13 protein-coding genes, 1 pseudogene and 1 riboswitch are annotated in these 14,642 nt (G+C 61.5%); of the genes and pseudogenes, 6 read left to right on the top strand and 8 right to left on the bottom strand.

Annotated elements, in window-relative coordinates:
* Nucleotide 1: 1 nt before the first annotated feature.
* Together QN222_RS09160 and QN222_RS09155 are read left to right on the top strand one after the other, a co-directional pair.
* Nucleotides 2-907 carry a UTP--glucose-1-phosphate uridylyltransferase gene (locus QN222_RS09160; RefSeq protein WP_283963798.1) on the top strand — a complete coding sequence of 302 codons (906 nt, stop codon included), beginning with the start codon at nucleotides 2-4 and terminating at the stop codon, nucleotides 905-907.
* Between the two features lie 159 nt (nucleotides 908-1,066).
* Nucleotides 1,067-3,433 carry a polysaccharide biosynthesis tyrosine autokinase gene (locus tag QN222_RS09155; protein WP_283963797.1) on the top strand — a complete coding sequence of 789 codons (2,367 nt, stop codon included), beginning with the start codon at nucleotides 1,067-1,069 and terminating at the stop codon, nucleotides 3,431-3,433.
* A 302-nt stretch (nucleotides 3,434-3,735) separates the two neighbouring features.
* On the opposite strand, the gene QN222_RS09150 is transcribed toward QN222_RS09155, so the two are convergent.
* The 3 genes from QN222_RS09150 to QN222_RS09140 form a co-directional block, all read right to left on the bottom strand.
* Nucleotides 3,736-3,948, bottom strand: a complete 213-nt coding sequence (locus QN222_RS09150) for a hypothetical protein (protein WP_283963796.1) — start codon at nucleotides 3,946-3,948, stop codon at nucleotides 3,736-3,738.
* Between the two features lie 251 nt (nucleotides 3,949-4,199).
* Nucleotides 4,200-4,994: a bifunctional hydroxymethylpyrimidine kinase/phosphomethylpyrimidine kinase gene (gene thiD / locus QN222_RS09145; protein ID WP_283963795.1), complete on the bottom strand. Its 795-nt coding sequence runs from the start codon at nucleotides 4,992-4,994 to the stop codon at nucleotides 4,200-4,202.
* A 113-nt stretch (nucleotides 4,995-5,107) separates the two neighbouring features.
* Nucleotides 5,108-5,210, bottom strand: a riboswitch (TPP riboswitch).
* Nucleotides 5,211-5,336: 126 nt separating this feature from the next.
* On the bottom strand, nucleotides 5,337-5,930 hold the full coding sequence (locus tag QN222_RS09140; protein ID WP_283963794.1) for a TetR/AcrR family transcriptional regulator: 594 nt from the start codon (nucleotides 5,928-5,930) through the stop codon (nucleotides 5,337-5,339).
* Nucleotides 5,931-6,003: 73 nt separating this feature from the next.
* Here QN222_RS09140 and bdcA point away from each other — a divergent pair, with 73 nt between their 5' ends.
* Nucleotides 6,004-6,717, top strand: coding sequence for an SDR family oxidoreductase (bdcA, locus tag QN222_RS09135; RefSeq protein ID WP_283963793.1), 714 nt, complete (start codon nucleotides 6,004-6,006; stop codon nucleotides 6,715-6,717).
* 250 nt (nucleotides 6,718-6,967) lie between these two features.
* Entirely contained in the window at nucleotides 6,968-7,405 is a 438-nt protein-coding gene (locus QN222_RS09130) for a hypothetical protein (RefSeq protein ID WP_153437222.1), read from the top strand.
* Between the two features lie 326 nt (nucleotides 7,406-7,731).
* On the opposite strand, the gene QN222_RS09125 is transcribed toward QN222_RS09130, so the two are convergent.
* On the bottom strand, nucleotides 7,732-8,247 hold the full coding sequence (locus QN222_RS09125; protein WP_283963792.1) for an acyl-CoA thioesterase: 516 nt from the start codon (nucleotides 8,245-8,247) through the stop codon (nucleotides 7,732-7,734).
* 356 nt (nucleotides 8,248-8,603) lie between these two features.
* On the opposite strand from QN222_RS09125, the gene QN222_RS09120 reads away from it, so the two are divergent.
* Both QN222_RS09120 and QN222_RS09115 read left to right on the top strand, forming a co-directional pair.
* Nucleotides 8,604-9,023, top strand: a complete 420-nt coding sequence (locus tag QN222_RS09120; protein ID WP_180942449.1) for a heme-binding protein — start codon at nucleotides 8,604-8,606, stop codon at nucleotides 9,021-9,023.
* A gap of 73 nt (nucleotides 9,024-9,096) precedes the next feature.
* Nucleotides 9,097-9,851, top strand: a pseudogene (locus QN222_RS09115) (IS5 family transposase).
* A 130-nt stretch (nucleotides 9,852-9,981) separates the two neighbouring features.
* Here the strand turns inward: QN222_RS09115 and QN222_RS09110 are convergent.
* The 4 genes from QN222_RS09110 to QN222_RS09095 are packed head-to-tail and all read right to left on the bottom strand — an operon-like array spanning nucleotide 9,982 to nucleotide 14,640.
* On the bottom strand, nucleotides 9,982-10,803 hold the full coding sequence (locus tag QN222_RS09110; RefSeq protein WP_283963790.1) for a carbohydrate ABC transporter permease: 822 nt from the start codon (nucleotides 10,801-10,803) through the stop codon (nucleotides 9,982-9,984).
* 3 nt (nucleotides 10,804-10,806) lie between these two features.
* On the bottom strand, nucleotides 10,807-11,673 hold the full coding sequence (locus QN222_RS09105; RefSeq protein ID WP_284005376.1) for a sugar ABC transporter permease: 867 nt from the start codon (nucleotides 11,671-11,673) through the stop codon (nucleotides 10,807-10,809).
* A gap of 54 nt (nucleotides 11,674-11,727) precedes the next feature.
* Nucleotides 11,728-13,059, bottom strand: coding sequence for an extracellular solute-binding protein (locus tag QN222_RS09100; RefSeq protein ID WP_283964952.1), 1,332 nt, complete (start codon nucleotides 13,057-13,059; stop codon nucleotides 11,728-11,730).
* Between the two features lie 54 nt (nucleotides 13,060-13,113).
* The gene (locus QN222_RS09095; RefSeq protein WP_283964953.1) at nucleotides 13,114-14,640 is read right to left on the bottom strand and encodes a putative N-acetylmannosamine-6-phosphate 2-epimerase; all 1,527 of its coding nucleotides are present in this window, start codon (nucleotides 14,638-14,640) and stop codon (nucleotides 13,114-13,116) included.
* Nucleotides 14,641-14,642 lie beyond the last annotated feature (2 nt).

Here is a 14,642-nt window from a genome sequence, read left to right as displayed (position 1 = left end):
AATGGACCGTATCAGGACCGTCAGGAAAGCCGTAATTCCCGTTGCCGGAAATGGAACGCGTTTCCTTCCCGCAACGAAGGCCGTGCCGAAGGAAATGTTGACGATCGTCGATCGGCCCGTGGTTCAATACGCTGTGGACGAGGCCCGTCAGGCCGGCATCGAGCACATCGTTTTCGTCACCAGCCGCAACAAGCAGGCGATCGAAGACCACTTCGACGATACGCCGGAACTCATCTCGTCGCTGTCACGTTCGGGCAAGAGCGCGCAGATTTCCGAACTCGAAAGCATGCTGCCGACAGCCGGTTCCGTCAGCTTTACGCGCCAGCAGGCCCCGCTCGGCCTTGGCCACGCGGTGTGGTGCGCGCGCGATCTTATCGGCGACGAGCCCTTCGCGCTGCTGCTTCCCGACATGGTTTCATTCGGCGCGCGCGGCTGCATGGCCGGTCTGATGGATCTCTACCAGGAGGTCGGAGGCAACGTCGTCGCCGTCGAGCAATGCGCCCCCGAAGACGCCTCCAAATACGGCATCGTCGGCAAGGGCGAAACGGTACGGCACGGCTTTGCGGTAACAGAGATGGTGGAAAAGCCCGCCGCGGGCGAGGCTCCGTCGAACTACTATCTCAACGGGCGCTACATCCTCCAGCCGGAGATCTTTTCCATCCTCGCGCACCAGCAACGCGGCGCGGGCAACGAAATCCAGTTGACGGACGGGATGCTGAAGCTTTCGGGAAATCAGCCCTTCCACGCCCATCCCTACGAGGGCAGGACCTTCGACTGCGGTTCGAAGCAAGGCTTCATCGAGGCAAACGTCGCCTTCGCGCTTAACCGGGCGGATATCGGCGACATGGTCTTCGAATCCGTTCGCGAGATCGTCCTGTCTCACGAAAGCCGCATCCGAGCGGCATAAGCAAATGTTTCCCGGCGGCTCCTACAGCGCCGTGCGTCTCATCAGACGCACAAAGGTCGCTGTAGCGGTTTGAGTTGCTGCCTGTTTTCATCCTTAAATCGGCTACGATTTTAAGGAAACATGCAGCAGGAGCCGCCGGCGCACGGACCGGAGAAAAAAATGAACAGAGCGGCCCCCATGAAACAGAGAAGTGTCCCCTTGAGCATCGTGCCCCGCGAAGAAGAATCCGACGGCTTTATCGATCTTGATCGGCTTCTGGCGATTGCCGCCCGCAGGGCCAGGCTGGTTGCGGCCTTTGTCGTCCTCTTCATCATGCTGGGTGTTGCCTACCTGCTGTTTGCGACACCGACATACACGTCCATGACGCAAATTCTGCTCGACGAAAATCTGTCCAAATTTGCAGAGGAAGAGCCGACACCGGTAAACAGCCAGATGCTGGACACGCAGATCGCGAGTGCCGTGGAGATCCTGAAGTCCGGCGAGCTTGCATTGCGGGTCGTCGATAAGCTCAATCTTTCCGAGAACGAAACGATCATGAACCCGCCGCTTTCGCCAGTGGCCTACGTCAAGGATTGGGTGAGAACAGCGACCGGCCTGTTTTCGTCCGCTCCTGCCGTTTCGGAGGAGGCAATACGCAAGAATCGGCGACTGGCGGCCGCAGCGTCGATCCAGCAGGCCCTGACGGTCGAGCGCGTATCGCGAAGCTCCGTGGTGGCCCTTTCCTATAAGTCGAACGACCGCCAGCTTGCCGCAACCGTCGTGCGTGGCTATGCGGAGGCCTACCTCACCGATCAGTTGAACGCCAATTTCGAAGCGACGGAACGTGCTTCCGTCTGGCTGCAGGAACGCCTAACGGATTTGCGGCAGCGCTCTCTGGCAGCAGCACTCGAGGTTGAGCAGTTCAGAAGCGAAAACGGTCTGACTGCCGCACGCGGCGAGTTGATGTCCGAACAGCAATTGTCGGATCTCAACAGCCAGCTCATCGTCGCACAGGCCGACACGGCAAGCGCCTCGGCGCGCTACAACCAGTTCAAGTCGATTGTCGACCAGGGGCCGGAGACCGCCGTCAACAACGCGACTATTTCTCCCAAAGAGGGAGACAACATGGTTATCCGCGACCTCAGGGCGCGCTATCTCGCTGTCGTGAAGCGCGAGCAGGAGGTCGCCCGAAGCTTTGGCGAGGACCACCCTCAGGCTGTATCACTGAGGGCCGAGCAGGCCGACATGGGACGGCAGATCTACCAGGAACTGCAGCAACTGACGGCAAGCTACAAGAATGAATATGAGGTCGCCCGCTCGCGCGAGCAGTCGCTGCGTGAAAGCATCGAAGGAGTGGTGGGGAAAAACACGAATGCCAACAAGTCGCTCGTTCAGTTGAGGGACCTAGAGCAGAAGGCGGCGGCGCTGAAAACGCTTTATGAGTCCTATCTCGGCCGCTACGAGCAGGCCGCGCAGCAACGCTCCTTCCCGATTGCCAAGGCTCGGGTCATCTCCGAAGCCGGCGTTCCCACCGCCCCGTCGAGCCCGAAGAAGACCCTGACGCTTGCACTTTCAGCCGTGCTCGGATTGATGGCCGGCGGCGCCTTCGCCGCGTTCCAGGAGTTCCGCGAGAGAACCTTCCGGCTTGAAGACGATGTGCGCACAATCCTCGGTCACAAGTCACTCGGTTATGTGCCGCTGATCGGTTCACGGATAAGGAAGAGTGCGGAACTCGTACGCACGCGCTTTGCCTCCGACAGGCAACCGGAAGTACTCGGCGAGGAGACGGTGGCCTTCCAACGCCTGTCGCGCATGGTCCTCGAAGCGCCACAATCCTCCTTTGCCGAGACCTTCCGGAATGCCAAGCTTGCCTGCGACCACATGTTGCACGGCAACGACAGCCGCGTGATCGGGATCGTGTCAGCGGTTCCGGACGAAGGAAAATCCGTCATCGCCGCAAACTTCGCGGCGCAGTTGGCCGCCAGCGGAAAGCGGACGCTCTTGATCGATGGCGATATCCGCAAGCCCGGCCTCACCCAGATGATCACGCCCGCCCCTCGCACGGGGCTCGTCGAGACGCTGATGGGTGAAGCCACTTGGCCCGCCGGCATCAAGGTCGACCAGCGCACCAAACTTGCGATCTTCCCTGTCGGCGGCGGGGCGTCCAACCATCAACCCCATCAGAGCCACGAACTGCTCGCCTCGGCTGCCATGGCAAACCTGATCGAGAATGCGCGCAGTTCGTTCGACTACGTGGTCGTCGACCTCGCTCCGCTGGCGCCCGTGGTAGATGCGAAAGCCTTTGCCCCGCTTGCAGATGGTTTCATCTTCGTCGTCGAATGGGGAAAGACACCGTCCCGACTGGTGCGCGACGTGCTGCATTCCGAGCCGCAAATCAATTCCAAGGTACTCGGGGTCATCCTCAACAAGACCGACATGGATGAGCTTTCGAAGTACAGCGACTTCGGTGGTGTCGAGAAATATCGACACCGTTACGGCAAATACTATGTCGAGCATTCGATCAGCGGGGACCGGCCCGCAGCGTGAGCTGATGGGCGTCCGCATCTGCCATGCAGCGTCGCGCGTCTTACCAGACGCGCGACGCTGCATGTTTTATCCTTAAAGCCGGCTCCTTAGATCATTTCATTGTTTCATTGAAACAGCGAAATGATCTAACTCTTTGAAACTACGCAATTCCGGACGGAAAACCGTTACACACTTCTCCTGGAATTGCTCTAAGGAAACGTGCGGTAGTAGCCACGTACGCCGCAAGGCCCATCATTTCGTTATTTTGTTGGATCAATAAAATGATCTAACTCTCTGAAATTTCTCGCCTGGCCGAAACGTCCCTACGACGACTTTCGATCGACCCTGAAGATCCAGGCCAGCGCCATCAGTGCCACTACGCCCGCGAGGATGGCGAACGCCAGGACATAGAACAGGAAAAATTCCAAGAGGCTCGGAACGAGTCGCAGCGCGCGACCCAGCACCGTCGGCGACCGACGCCAATCCGGCAATTCGTCTCGGTTGAAAGCTTCCAAACGACGAGCAAGGAACTGCATATATCGCTGCCTTCGTGGAACCGAATACAGCGCCGCGCGTCCCTAAGATGCGCGAAGGCCGCTGTAGCACTTTGGACTGCTGCATGTTTCCTTAAATCGGCTACGATTTGAAGAAACATGCAGCAGTCCAAGAAGCATGGACGAAAGCATGTTGCGTCGCAACAGTGGCGACACCGAGGCGGCGGCTCGCAGCCGACAGTGAGACACAGTGCGTTGGGATGCGGTGTCGATGACGCCCCGCCATTCCCACATCACCACCAGCGGTGGAAGTGGTGCACAGGCCCACGTCCTTCGCCCACAGACAGGGCATTCGCTGCGGAAAGCGCAGCATGCAGGTAGGCCTTCGCCTCGCGCACCGCGTCAATCAACGGCCGTCCGAGCGCGAGGCCGGCAGCGACGGCCGCCGAAAGCGTACAGCCCGTGCCGTGATCGTTGCTCGTCTCGATCCTGGCCGCGGGGAGGCGGATAAGCGTCGTGCCGTCAAAGAAGAGGTCGGTTGCCTCGCTGCCCTTCCGATGGCCGCCCTTGAGCAGCACCGAACGGGCACCGGTCTTGAGAATGACTTCGGCCTGCCGCGCCATCTCCGTTTCATCCTCGGCGATCGAACGGCCTGTCAGCAATGCGGCTTCCGGCAGGTTCGGAGTAGCCACCAGCGCCAGCGGCAAGAGGTCCTCTGTCAGCGCTGCCACCGCATCCGGCCGCAGCAGCCGGTCGCCGGAGGTCGCCACCATGACCGGATCGATAACTGCCTGCTTGCCGAAGCGGCGCAGCCCGCCGGCGATGGCGGCTATCGTCTCCTCGCGCGAGACCATGCCGATCTTGACGGCGGCGACGTCGAGATCGGAAAAGACCGCGTTGATCTGTGCCGTGACGATTTCCGGTGAAAGGTCGGCGACGGCGGTTACGCCCTTCGTATTTTGAGCCGTCACGGCGGTGATGACGCTAGCGCCATAGACACCGAGCGCGGAGAAAGTCTTGAGGTCAGCCTGAATGCCTGCCCCGCCGCCGGAATCAGAACCGGCTATGGTCAGCGCGATCGCCGTCATCGGACTTGCACCTCGACAACAGGCAGAAACGAAAGATAGCGCATCATTGTCGGTCTCCAGATTGGAACATCACCGAGATCCAGGAAATCGCGAAGAAGTGGCGAGAGCGCCTTCAAGGGTGCCGTTCCCGTTCCTACGCCGGCATGACCCGGATCAGGTTCAAGGGTCCGGCTCACCGCCGTCTCAGCACCGTCCGGTGCTCCCCTCGGAATGTCGGCACTGTATCGGACAGCGGCGCCGGTCTGTCAACAAAGTAGCAGGCCTTCTCAACCTCGTTGCCCGCGAGCTCGGCGAGCGCTTGATCACCGCGATGCAGGTCGAGCACGACTGACGGCGAAGTGCCTATGTCCCGTCGTGCCTAAAGGCCAGCGACGCCCTGCGCCCGATCGCGCGCAGGCGGTCAACGTCGAGACCGTCACGCGCACTTGCCGAGATGCCGGCCAGCACCGCCAGCACATAATCAGCGATCTCGTCCGCGTGGCCGGTCTCGCGGCGGGCGATCGCATCGCGCACCCGCTGACGGCTCTGACGCCAGAGCGTCTTTGCCTTATCGCAGGCGATGGCATCCGTTCCGCCGCGCGCGCCTTCGATCACCAGACAGCCGGTGGCGCCAGGATCTGCCGTATAGGCCACCGCTGCGGCCTCGAACAGCGCCGCCAGCGCTTCGTCAAACGCCTTTTCCGGCGTGAGCAGGCGCTCGAAGTCCAGGCCCTCCGTCTTCGCGTAGCGCTCCAGCGCACGCCCATAGAGATCCGCCTTGCTGCCGAACGCGGCATAGAAGCTCGGCGGATTGATTCCGAGCGCCCCCGTCAAGTCCGCGAGGCTGACGGCGTCGTACCCCCGTTGATGGAACAGCGCCTGCGCCTTGCCGACGGCTTCGTCGGCGTCAAAGGCGCGGGGCCGACCGCGCGGTTTCGCATTTTTTGTATCGCTCACTACAAAAATCCTTGCGCTCGCCTCTTGCTTATATTATGTAGCGATTACTACATTTTTTCTCAAGGAGAGAGCAATGGCAAATTTCAGCGGAAAGAAGGTCTTCGTCATCGGCGGCAGCCGTGGGATCGGTGCGGCAATTGTCCGGCGCTTCGCCAATGAAGGCGCGACCGTTGCCTTCACCTATGCCGGGGCAACCGAGACGGCAAAAGCGCTGGCCTTGGAAACGGGCTCGACTGCGATCCAATCCGATGCCTCGGACCGGGATGCTGTCATCAAGGTCGTGAACGACCAAGGTGCGCTTGATGTGCTCGTTGTGAACGCGGGAACGCTGGTGCTCGGCGATCCGTTGGAAGTGGATGCGAATGCTGTCGACCGGATGATCGACGTGAATGTGCGCGCGCCCTATCACGCGGCAGTCGAGGCCGCGCGCCAGATGCCCGAAGGCGGGCGCATCATCATCGTCGGCTCGGTAAACGGTGACCGAATGCCCTTTGCCGGCGGAGCCGCTTATGCGCTGACCAAGTCGGCCGTGCAGGGCATGGCCCGTGGTCTTGCTCGTGATTTTGGCGCCAAGGGCATAACGGTCAACGTCATCCAGCCCGGCCCGACATCGACCGACATGAACCCGGAAGACGGTCCGATGAGCGAATTCATGCACAGCTTCATGGCGATCAAGCGCCATGGCCGCCCGGAGGAAGTCGCCGGTCTTGCGGCCTATCTCGCCGGCCCCGAAGCCGGCTTTACGACGGGAGCGCTTCATACCATCGACGGCGGCTTTGGCGCCTAGGACGCCGCCAGATCCGACCCCGTGCAGCGGTTGCGGCCGGGCACGGGGTTGCGGCCTGTCGGAAATATCCCCGGACAAGCGCAAAACGAGAGCCGCAAGAAGGCCACGCCGTTGCGAAAGCTGCACATTTTGGTGAAAGCGGGCCTCCACGACAGATCGTGATTGGACTTCGGCACGCGCAAGAGTCACTTTTATAGCGGGCTGAATTCGGAACTGGGGCGGAGCAACTATCGTCTGAATGGAGGCCAAAATGAAGCACCATGCACTCGAGCAACTGCAGATCGTCGCAGAGGTCAAACAGGACTTCCCGCGCCGGCTTACAACGCGCGCAGAGCGTCTGGAACGCTGGGCGGAACTCCTCGAACAAATCCCGCACAGACACCTTTCGACGCTGCACGAGACCGAGTATCAGCCGGCCAGAGTGCGTGCGACCATGCGCGGCGACGACTCGCCGATCTCGGTCGCATTCAAGGACCCCGTCCTGCGCGCGGCCGGAATGGAAAATGACACTTATGGCGAAGCAAAGCGGTTCTTCGAACTGAGCGACGAGCAACTGCACAGGGTTATCTGCTATTGCCACTTCGGTGCTACGGTGAGCGCTGCGACGGCGGCCCGTCACATCCGCTCGGCGATAGCCGGCAAGCAGACAGGCCTGTTCGCGCGTTTGCGCGCCATATTTGTCGGTTGAGGCCAGCCGGCCACGCTCTGCGGCCTGATGGTTGAAGCGGTTGGCCGCTTGGCCTGACCGCAAAGCAGATGCTTATGGCTGGCTTATCTACATCAACCCGACCGCTTCGGCCGGGATGAGAACGTTTGGTCTCCTGGGTTCGGGGCCCGCCTGTGGCCCCGCCTCTTCATGCGCGCGAGATTTCGTCAATCGCGGCCGCCCCTATGGGTAGGAATTGGCCGCCGTGGTCCCTGCGAGATAAGCCAACATCCTTCGCGACAGAAAACCGCTCGTACGGCCATCAAAACAGCGTCATGTCGAGATCGCGCGCCTGCTGTGCCATTGTCTCAGTCCCCTGCCCCTTCCACGTCGCGACCGGTTTTCGCAACCGCCTCCAGTCGGGTGGCAAACTCACGCCTCAGCGTCCGGCGCAACTCGGCCGCACGATGTCGGCGTTGATCCGCTGCCGTCTCGGGGCACCACTGCGGCACCTCCACCGGGCGGCCCCCACTGTCCACGGCGACCATGGTGAAATAGCAGGAGTTCGTATGCCGCCGGGTACCGGCACGGATATCTTCCGCCTCCACGCGGATGCCAACCTCCATGGACGTCCGGCCGGCATAATTGATCGAGGCGCGGAAGGTCACCAGTTCGCCCACATGGATGGGCTCCTTGAAGATCACCTGGTCGACGGACAACGTCACCGCATATTGCTTGGAAAAGCGCGAGGCACAGGAAAAGGCTACCCGATCGAGCAGATTCAGAAGCGCACCGCCGTGCACTTTGCCACTGAAGTTGGCCATGTCCGGCGTCATCAGAACCGTCATTTCAAGGCGTCGCGCATCCTGTTCCGTCGATGTCATCGGCCCTATCCTTTCGTTTTCGCCCTATAGCGCCACGCTTCCAATCCGATGTGCAAGGGACGCAGCACCTTGAATCGCTGACTGTTTCTATCCTTAAACCGGCTTAAGGATACACATAGATAGCACCTGTCTGGCTGTTGACGCGACCGTCCCAACGGCTGAGCGGCGAACGCTGCAAATTGTCGCCCCGCCCGGTAACACCACGACCTCCCTGCTCCCCGATCGCGACATAGTCTCCGGTCACCAAGCCACCGTGACACTCTGACTTGTTCCCCAGCAGCGAAAGTGCTTCGCCGAACACGAGCATTCTCACTTTCGCTTGTCCCTGTAGGCTCGTGGCGAACAAGGAGAAAACAATGGCGAATTACAAAGAGACAATCAGTCTTGCCCACGAAGGCGCAATCAATGCCCTGGCGACGGCCGTGCGCCACGCGGAAACCATGGGCGTCCCGCAATGCGTCTTCATCGTCGATGCGAGCGGCGAGACGATCGCCAGCATCCGCATGGACGGCGCGAAATACCTGAGCATGCATACGGCTCGCGCAAAGGCCCGCACCGCAGCCTCGATCAACGGGCCGACAGGCGCAATGGCGGTCGAATTCGGCGTTGCCGCGGGGATCGCATCGCAGGGAGGCGTGACGCATCTTGCAGGCGGCCTTCCCATTCGCTTCGGCGGCAAACTCGCCGGCGCTATCGGCGTCGGTTCCGGCACGAGCGAGCAGGATTTCGAGGTGGCTCGCGCCGCGCTGAAGGCAATCGACGCCGATCCGGTCTAAGGGTCAAAACTCAATCAGCCTATTGATGGCATTTGATTTCCATGATTCTATTCCGAGATAACGGAGTTGAAGCATGGGAAGCGAATTCTGGCTGAGCGATCAGCAATGGTCGGTTATCGAACCACTGCTGCCGAAGAACCGGCCCGGTGCGCGCCGGGTCGATGACCGCCGCGTCATCAGCGGCATTGTCCATGTGTTGCGTGTCGGCTGCCGTTGGCAGGATTGCCCGGCCGTCTATGGCCCGCCAACCACGATTTACAACCGCTTTCATCGTTGGGCCGGCCGCGGCCTGTGGCAGAAGCTGTTCTCGGCCCTGGTCGCGGCCAGTCCCTGCGACATGCAGATGATCGACAGTACCACCGCGAAGGTCCATCGCTCGGCCGCTGGTGGAAAAGGGGGGCGCAGACGCAGGCGATTGGTCGCTCCCGCGGCGGCCGGACGACGAAAATCCACGCCGTCGTAGACGGTCGCGGCCGGCCGCTCGGTCTGCAGATCTCGCCGGGGCAGATGGGCGATGTGCGCGCCGCCGGGCCGTTGCTCCAGCACCTGCCACCCGCCTATTTCCTCGCTGCCGACACCGCCTACGACAGCGATGCCCTGCGCCAGTATCTGACCGGACGCGGCACCATTCCGGTCATTCCCAACAACCCGACCAGAAAGCGCCGCCATCCCTTCGATGCAAGGGCCTATCGCCAGCGCAACGTCATCGAGCGGATGTTCTGCCGTCTCAAGGATTGGCGGCGGATCGCCACCCGCTACGACAAGCTCGCCACAAACTTCCAGGCCGCCGTCCACATCGCCGCTATCGTCATCTGGTGGACCAATTGAGTCTGGAGCCTAGAGCAATTCCAGGAAAAGTGTGTAACGGTTTTCCGTCCGGAATTGCGTAGTTTCAAAGAGTTAGATTATTTCGCTGTTTCAATGAAACAATGAAATGATCTAAGCAGCAGTCGCCGGCCTAACCCTTCACTGCACCCGCGGTCAAAGACGCCGAGATCTGCCGGTACATCAACAGGCCCAGCAACGCGGGGGGCAGTGCCCCGAGCACCATGACGGCTGAGGCGGTGCCCCATTGCACGCCTCCCCCGCTCGCGGCGAAGAAGAATGACGCTCCGACCGTCATCGGCACCGCCCGGCTCGTCGTCAGCATCAGGCCGAAAAGGAATTCGTTCCAGGCCGTGATGAACCCGAAGATGAAGGTCGTGACGAGCGCCGGGCGCACCACCGGACGGATGATGATCAGCATGACCTGCCGGGAGCTGGCGCCGTCCATCTTTGCCGCCTCGTCCAGCTCGGCCGGCACGTCGGAGATCGCATTGACGAGGATGACGAGCGCCAGCGGCGTGTTGACGATCGTCAGGATCAGGCCGAGGCCGAGCTGCGTGTCGAGCAGCCCCAACCACTGGTACATCATATAGAGCGGGATCGCGAAAATGATGAGCGGCACAGCACGCAAATTGATGATGAGCGGCAGCAGCGTGCGCTTCCCCGCTTCGCTCCGGGCGATGGCGTAGGCGGCCGGAAAGGCGAGCGCGATCGCCAGTCCCGTACCGATCAGCGAAGCGACGGTGCTGTTGAAGAGATAGCTGTAGATGTTGAATCGGTCGGTCTCGCCAAGCACCCGCATGTAATTTTCAAGCGTCGGTTCGCCGATCCAGAACCCGGGATTGAACGACAGTTCGCGCGCGCTCTTGAGGGACGTGATCACCGTGACAATGACGGGAAAGTTCATCGCGAGCACGGCGATCGAGAAGACAAGCCAGCGCAGCAGGTTGAGCATCGATCAGCGCCTCCCGCGGCCGGTTATCCAGTTGAGGCCGTAAAGCACGGCGAGCGACGCCAGGAAAAGGACGACGGATGCCGCAACAGCCTTGCCGATCGCCCCGCCCTTGAAGAAGGCCTGGTAGATGTAGATCGAGAGCGACGTCGTCGATCCGCCCGCCCCGCTGCCGGTGAGTGCATAGACGTTGTCGAAGACACGGAAGCCATCGATGAAGCGGATGAAGAAGGCAATCACCAGCGTCGGCAGCATCAGCGGCAATTCGATCCACCAGAGCGCCTTCAGGGCCGACGCGCCATCGAGCGAGGCGGCCTCGCGTACCTCGAGCGGTATCGCCGCATAGGCCATGTAAAAGAGCAGGAAGGCGAATGGCGTCCACTGCAGGATTTCGACAACGAGCAGCGTGCGGAAGGCGTTGTCGACGTCGAGGAAGGCCGGGCTGTCACCGAACCATTCGAACAGATAATAGGGCACCGGGCCAGCGAACTCGTGCAGGACGAGCCGGTACATGAGGCCGATCATCGCCGGGGCCACCATCAGCGGCAGCATCAACGGCGCCATCAGGTAGGAACGCCTCGCCAGCAGCGGCGTGAGGAAGACCGCAAGAAAGAGTCCGATCAAGCACTCTGCGAGAGCCGTCAGAACACCGAAGCGCATGGAAAAGGAGACGGCGCCCCAGAATTCGCGGTCGGCAAGCACCGCGGCGTAATTGCCGAAGCCGGTGAGGCTCGGACTGCGCAATGTCTCGAATGAGACCGTCGAGATCGAATAGACGAGATTGACCGCCGCAGGAAAACCCAGAAAAAACAGTAGGAAACCCACGAGCGGTGTGAGATAGGCTCTGCCTTCGGCGCGGTTTACGATAGCCATTTCCATCCGCCAGATGCGCCGGACGCCACGCTGTTGCCCAGCGTCCGGCTCAAATTATTTCTTCAGCAGATCCTGCATGCCGGTCTTGGTGTGCGCCAGCGCATCTTCCAGACTTTGCTGACCAGCCCAGTAGCCGGTGAATTCCTTTGCCTGCAGTTCGTAGATCGAAAGCGCGTTTGCCGAGGTGGCGCCGTTCATCACGTAGCCGTATTGGCTGGCGAATTCCCCGAGCTTGACGAGGTCCGGTCGCTCGTTTGAAACCTTGGCCGCAACGTCGGGGGCAAGCGCGGGCGAACCGCCGCTGCGGGCATAAAGCAGAGCGGCATCTTCGGTGGCCAGCCATTTCAGGAACTTGACGGCACCTTCCTTGTTCTTGGCATTCTTGTTAAGGCCGAGACCGAGGCCGTGGATATGGTCGGCGCGGCCATTCGGGCCTGCCGGAGGCGCGACGATGCCGGTGACAGCAGCAACCGCAGGGGTCTTCTCCGCATTGGTCAAATCAGCGGCCGCGGCGTTCCATTGCAGCGCTGTCGCCGCCTGGCCGGCGCCAAAGGCCGCGTTTGTCTCCGCATATTCGTAGCTGAGCGAATCTTTCGGCGAGGCACCGGCGTCGTAGAGCTTCCTGTAAAGCTCCAGCCCGGTCTTGTAGGCGTCGGAATCGACCGTGACGTTGCCGTCCTTGTCCGTCCAGTCCGCACCGTAGGAACGCGGCAGCGACTGGAAGACCATCATGTTGAAAAGCAGGTTCTTCATCTGCAGCACCGTGCCGTAGCGCACCGGGCTGTCGGAATTCACCTGCTTGCTGAAATAAAGCGTCGTCGCCGCCCAATCGTCCCAGGTCCAGCTGTCCGGATCCTTCGGCTGCAGATCCTTGCCGAGATGCTCCTTGGCGATTTCCGCATATTTCTTCTTGGCGGCATCGTCCTGCATCAGCGCGTCGACGAGGTCCTTGCGGTAATACATGAAATGCAGAGACAGGTCGGTCGGCACACCATACTGTTTGCCGTCGAACTGCATCGTCTTCAGGACGGACTCGCCGAACACCTTGCCAGCATCGGCGCCGAGATCGACCGGTTCCATGTAAGGCGCGTAGCGGCCGATCGAATAGGTCGCGACGAGATTGACATCGAAGGCGTTGGAGCCGGCCGCCATGTCCGCCTGCAATTTGTCGTAGAAACCGTCGCGGTTGAAGAAGAGCAGCTCGACCTTGTCTGCGTCGGCAATGCCCGACTGGGCGTTATAGGCCTCGACGGTCGCACGCAAGGCGGTCTCCTCCGAACCGCCCGGCCAACCAAGGACTGTGACGGTTGCATGGGAAATGCCCGGCAGGGCAACGCTTGCGAGAAGAATGGCCGCAGCCGAAAAAGACGTCCTGTTCAGTTTCATCGTTGTTCCCTTTCTTAGTCTTTTGACGGTTCGAATGCATGCGAAGCAGCGTCGCTACCCGCCCTCTCCCGCGAGGTCGGCGACGCCGATGATGCCGGCGCGGCTGCCGAGCTTGGCCGCGACGAGACGTGGGGCGAGACGCGGCGCAACGTCCTTCAGATGTTCGCGCATCTCATCGATGTAGCCGGCAGCAAGGCCGATGCCGCCACCGATGACGATCTGGTTCGGATCGAGCATCAATTGAATGTCGCGACAGAGCGTTGCCGCGCGCAGCGCAGATTGCGAAACGATCGCCCGCGCCCATGGCGCGCCCTGCCTCGCACTTTCGAAAACCTTGGCGGCTTCCGCTTCGTGGCCGGCCTTCAGCGCCTCCACTGTAATCCACCGCCCGGACGTCTCGTCCTCCAAGGGAGACCGGCCCTGGGACGGGCCGCGAATGAGACCGAAATGACCTGCAAGCCCCGGCAGCGGCCGTCCGTTGATGACGATCCCGCCGCCAATCCCAGTCGAGATGGTCAGAAAGACGAGGTTTTCACCGGAGCCGGCGCCGAATTTATATTCGCCCCAGGCGGCTGCCTGCGCGTCGTTCATGGCGAAGACCGGCTTGCCGAACAGACGTGTCGCCCTCTCGACCAGCGAATAGCCGTGGGGAATGCCGAGTGTCGCCGGATTGAGCGCCGACCAACGCCCGTCCTGAACGAGACCGGTGACCGCAAAGCCGATACGGGCATAACGGCCGCGCCATTGCGCGGTACGCTCGGCAACGGCTTCGAGCCATGCGTCGGGCCCCGCCTCGCGTGCCGTCGGAACGAGAATCTCATCGGCAATAACGGCGCCTTTGACCAGCGCCGCCATCGTCTTGGTGCCGCCGATGTCGACCGCGAGCACGGATTCCGCCGACCTTCCATCCTGCCTGGTGTAGGCTTTCGCCAAGGCTTCATGAAACCACGCCGTTACGTGCTCCGTGCGGGTGATAGCCGACCCCACCACGACGGCGTAGGCGCCGGCTTTGACGGCGGCGGCCGCCTGTTCCGGCGAGCGGATGCGTCCCTCGGCAATGACGTAAGGAGTGAGCCTCCGCATCGCCGCAATGAGATCTATGTCCGGATCGACCGGTTCGGGGCCGCCCACATATCCCGAGAGCGTCGTGCCGACAAAGTCCACCCCGGCGGCGAGCGCGTGCGCGGCATCCTCCAGCGAGGAGCAATCGGCCATCGTCAGCTTGCCCTTCGCCTTTACGGCCCGCACGAGCGCCTCGATACCGGCCGGGCGCACCCGGTCTGTTGCATCGAAAGCAACGACGTCCGCACCGGCATCCGCAAGAGCCTCGGCATCGGAGACATAGGGCGTGATGCGCACCGGGCTGTCGGAAAGATCGCGTTTGACGATACCGATGATCGGCACTGTGACGGCGGAACGTACAGCCCTGACATAGGCGACGGATTCAATCCGCAGCGCCCGAGCGCCGGCATCGATCGCCGCCTTGGCAAACCCCTTCACGAATTCGGCGTTGTCCATCGGGCCGGCCGGAACCGGCTGGCATGAGACGATCAGGCCGTTCCTTATGTCTGCGCGCTGCAATC

This window comes from Sinorhizobium sp. 6-70 (assembly GCF_030124375.1).
Classification (GTDB): Bacteria; Pseudomonadota; Alphaproteobacteria; order Rhizobiales; family Rhizobiaceae; genus Sinorhizobium.
This window is presented reverse-complemented; position numbering and strand designations above follow the sequence as displayed.

Excerpts from the sequence above, each read along its gene's own strand:
- QN222_RS09100 (WP_283964952.1), bottom strand. The coding sequence starts at position 13,059 with ATGAAACTGAACAGGACGTCTTTTTCGGCTGCGGCCATTCTTCTCGCA.
- thiD (WP_283963795.1), bottom strand. The coding sequence starts at position 4,994 with ATGACGGCGATCGCGCTGACCATAGCCGGTTCTGATTCCGGCGGCGGG.
- QN222_RS09155 (WP_283963797.1), top strand. The coding sequence starts at position 1,067 with ATGAACAGAGCGGCCCCCATGAAACAGAGAAGTGTCCCCTTGAGCATC.
- QN222_RS09160 (WP_283963798.1), top strand. The coding sequence starts at position 2 with ATGGACCGTATCAGGACCGTCAGGAAAGCCGTAATTCCCGTTGCCGGA.
- QN222_RS09110 (WP_283963790.1), bottom strand. The coding sequence starts at position 10,803 with ATGCTCAACCTGCTGCGCTGGCTTGTCTTCTCGATCGCCGTGCTCGCG.
- QN222_RS09105 (WP_284005376.1), bottom strand. The coding sequence starts at position 11,673 with ATGGCTATCGTAAACCGCGCCGAAGGCAGAGCCTATCTCACACCGCTC.
- QN222_RS09120 (WP_180942449.1), top strand. The coding sequence starts at position 8,604 with ATGGCGAATTACAAAGAGACAATCAGTCTTGCCCACGAAGGCGCAATC.
- QN222_RS09125 (WP_283963792.1), bottom strand. The coding sequence starts at position 8,247 with ATGACATCGACGGAACAGGATGCGCGACGCCTTGAAATGACGGTTCTG.
- QN222_RS09130 (WP_153437222.1), top strand. The coding sequence starts at position 6,968 with ATGAAGCACCATGCACTCGAGCAACTGCAGATCGTCGCAGAGGTCAAA.
- bdcA (WP_283963793.1), top strand. The coding sequence starts at position 6,004 with ATGGCAAATTTCAGCGGAAAGAAGGTCTTCGTCATCGGCGGCAGCCGT.
- QN222_RS09150 (WP_283963796.1), bottom strand. The coding sequence starts at position 3,948 with ATGCAGTTCCTTGCTCGTCGTTTGGAAGCTTTCAACCGAGACGAATTG.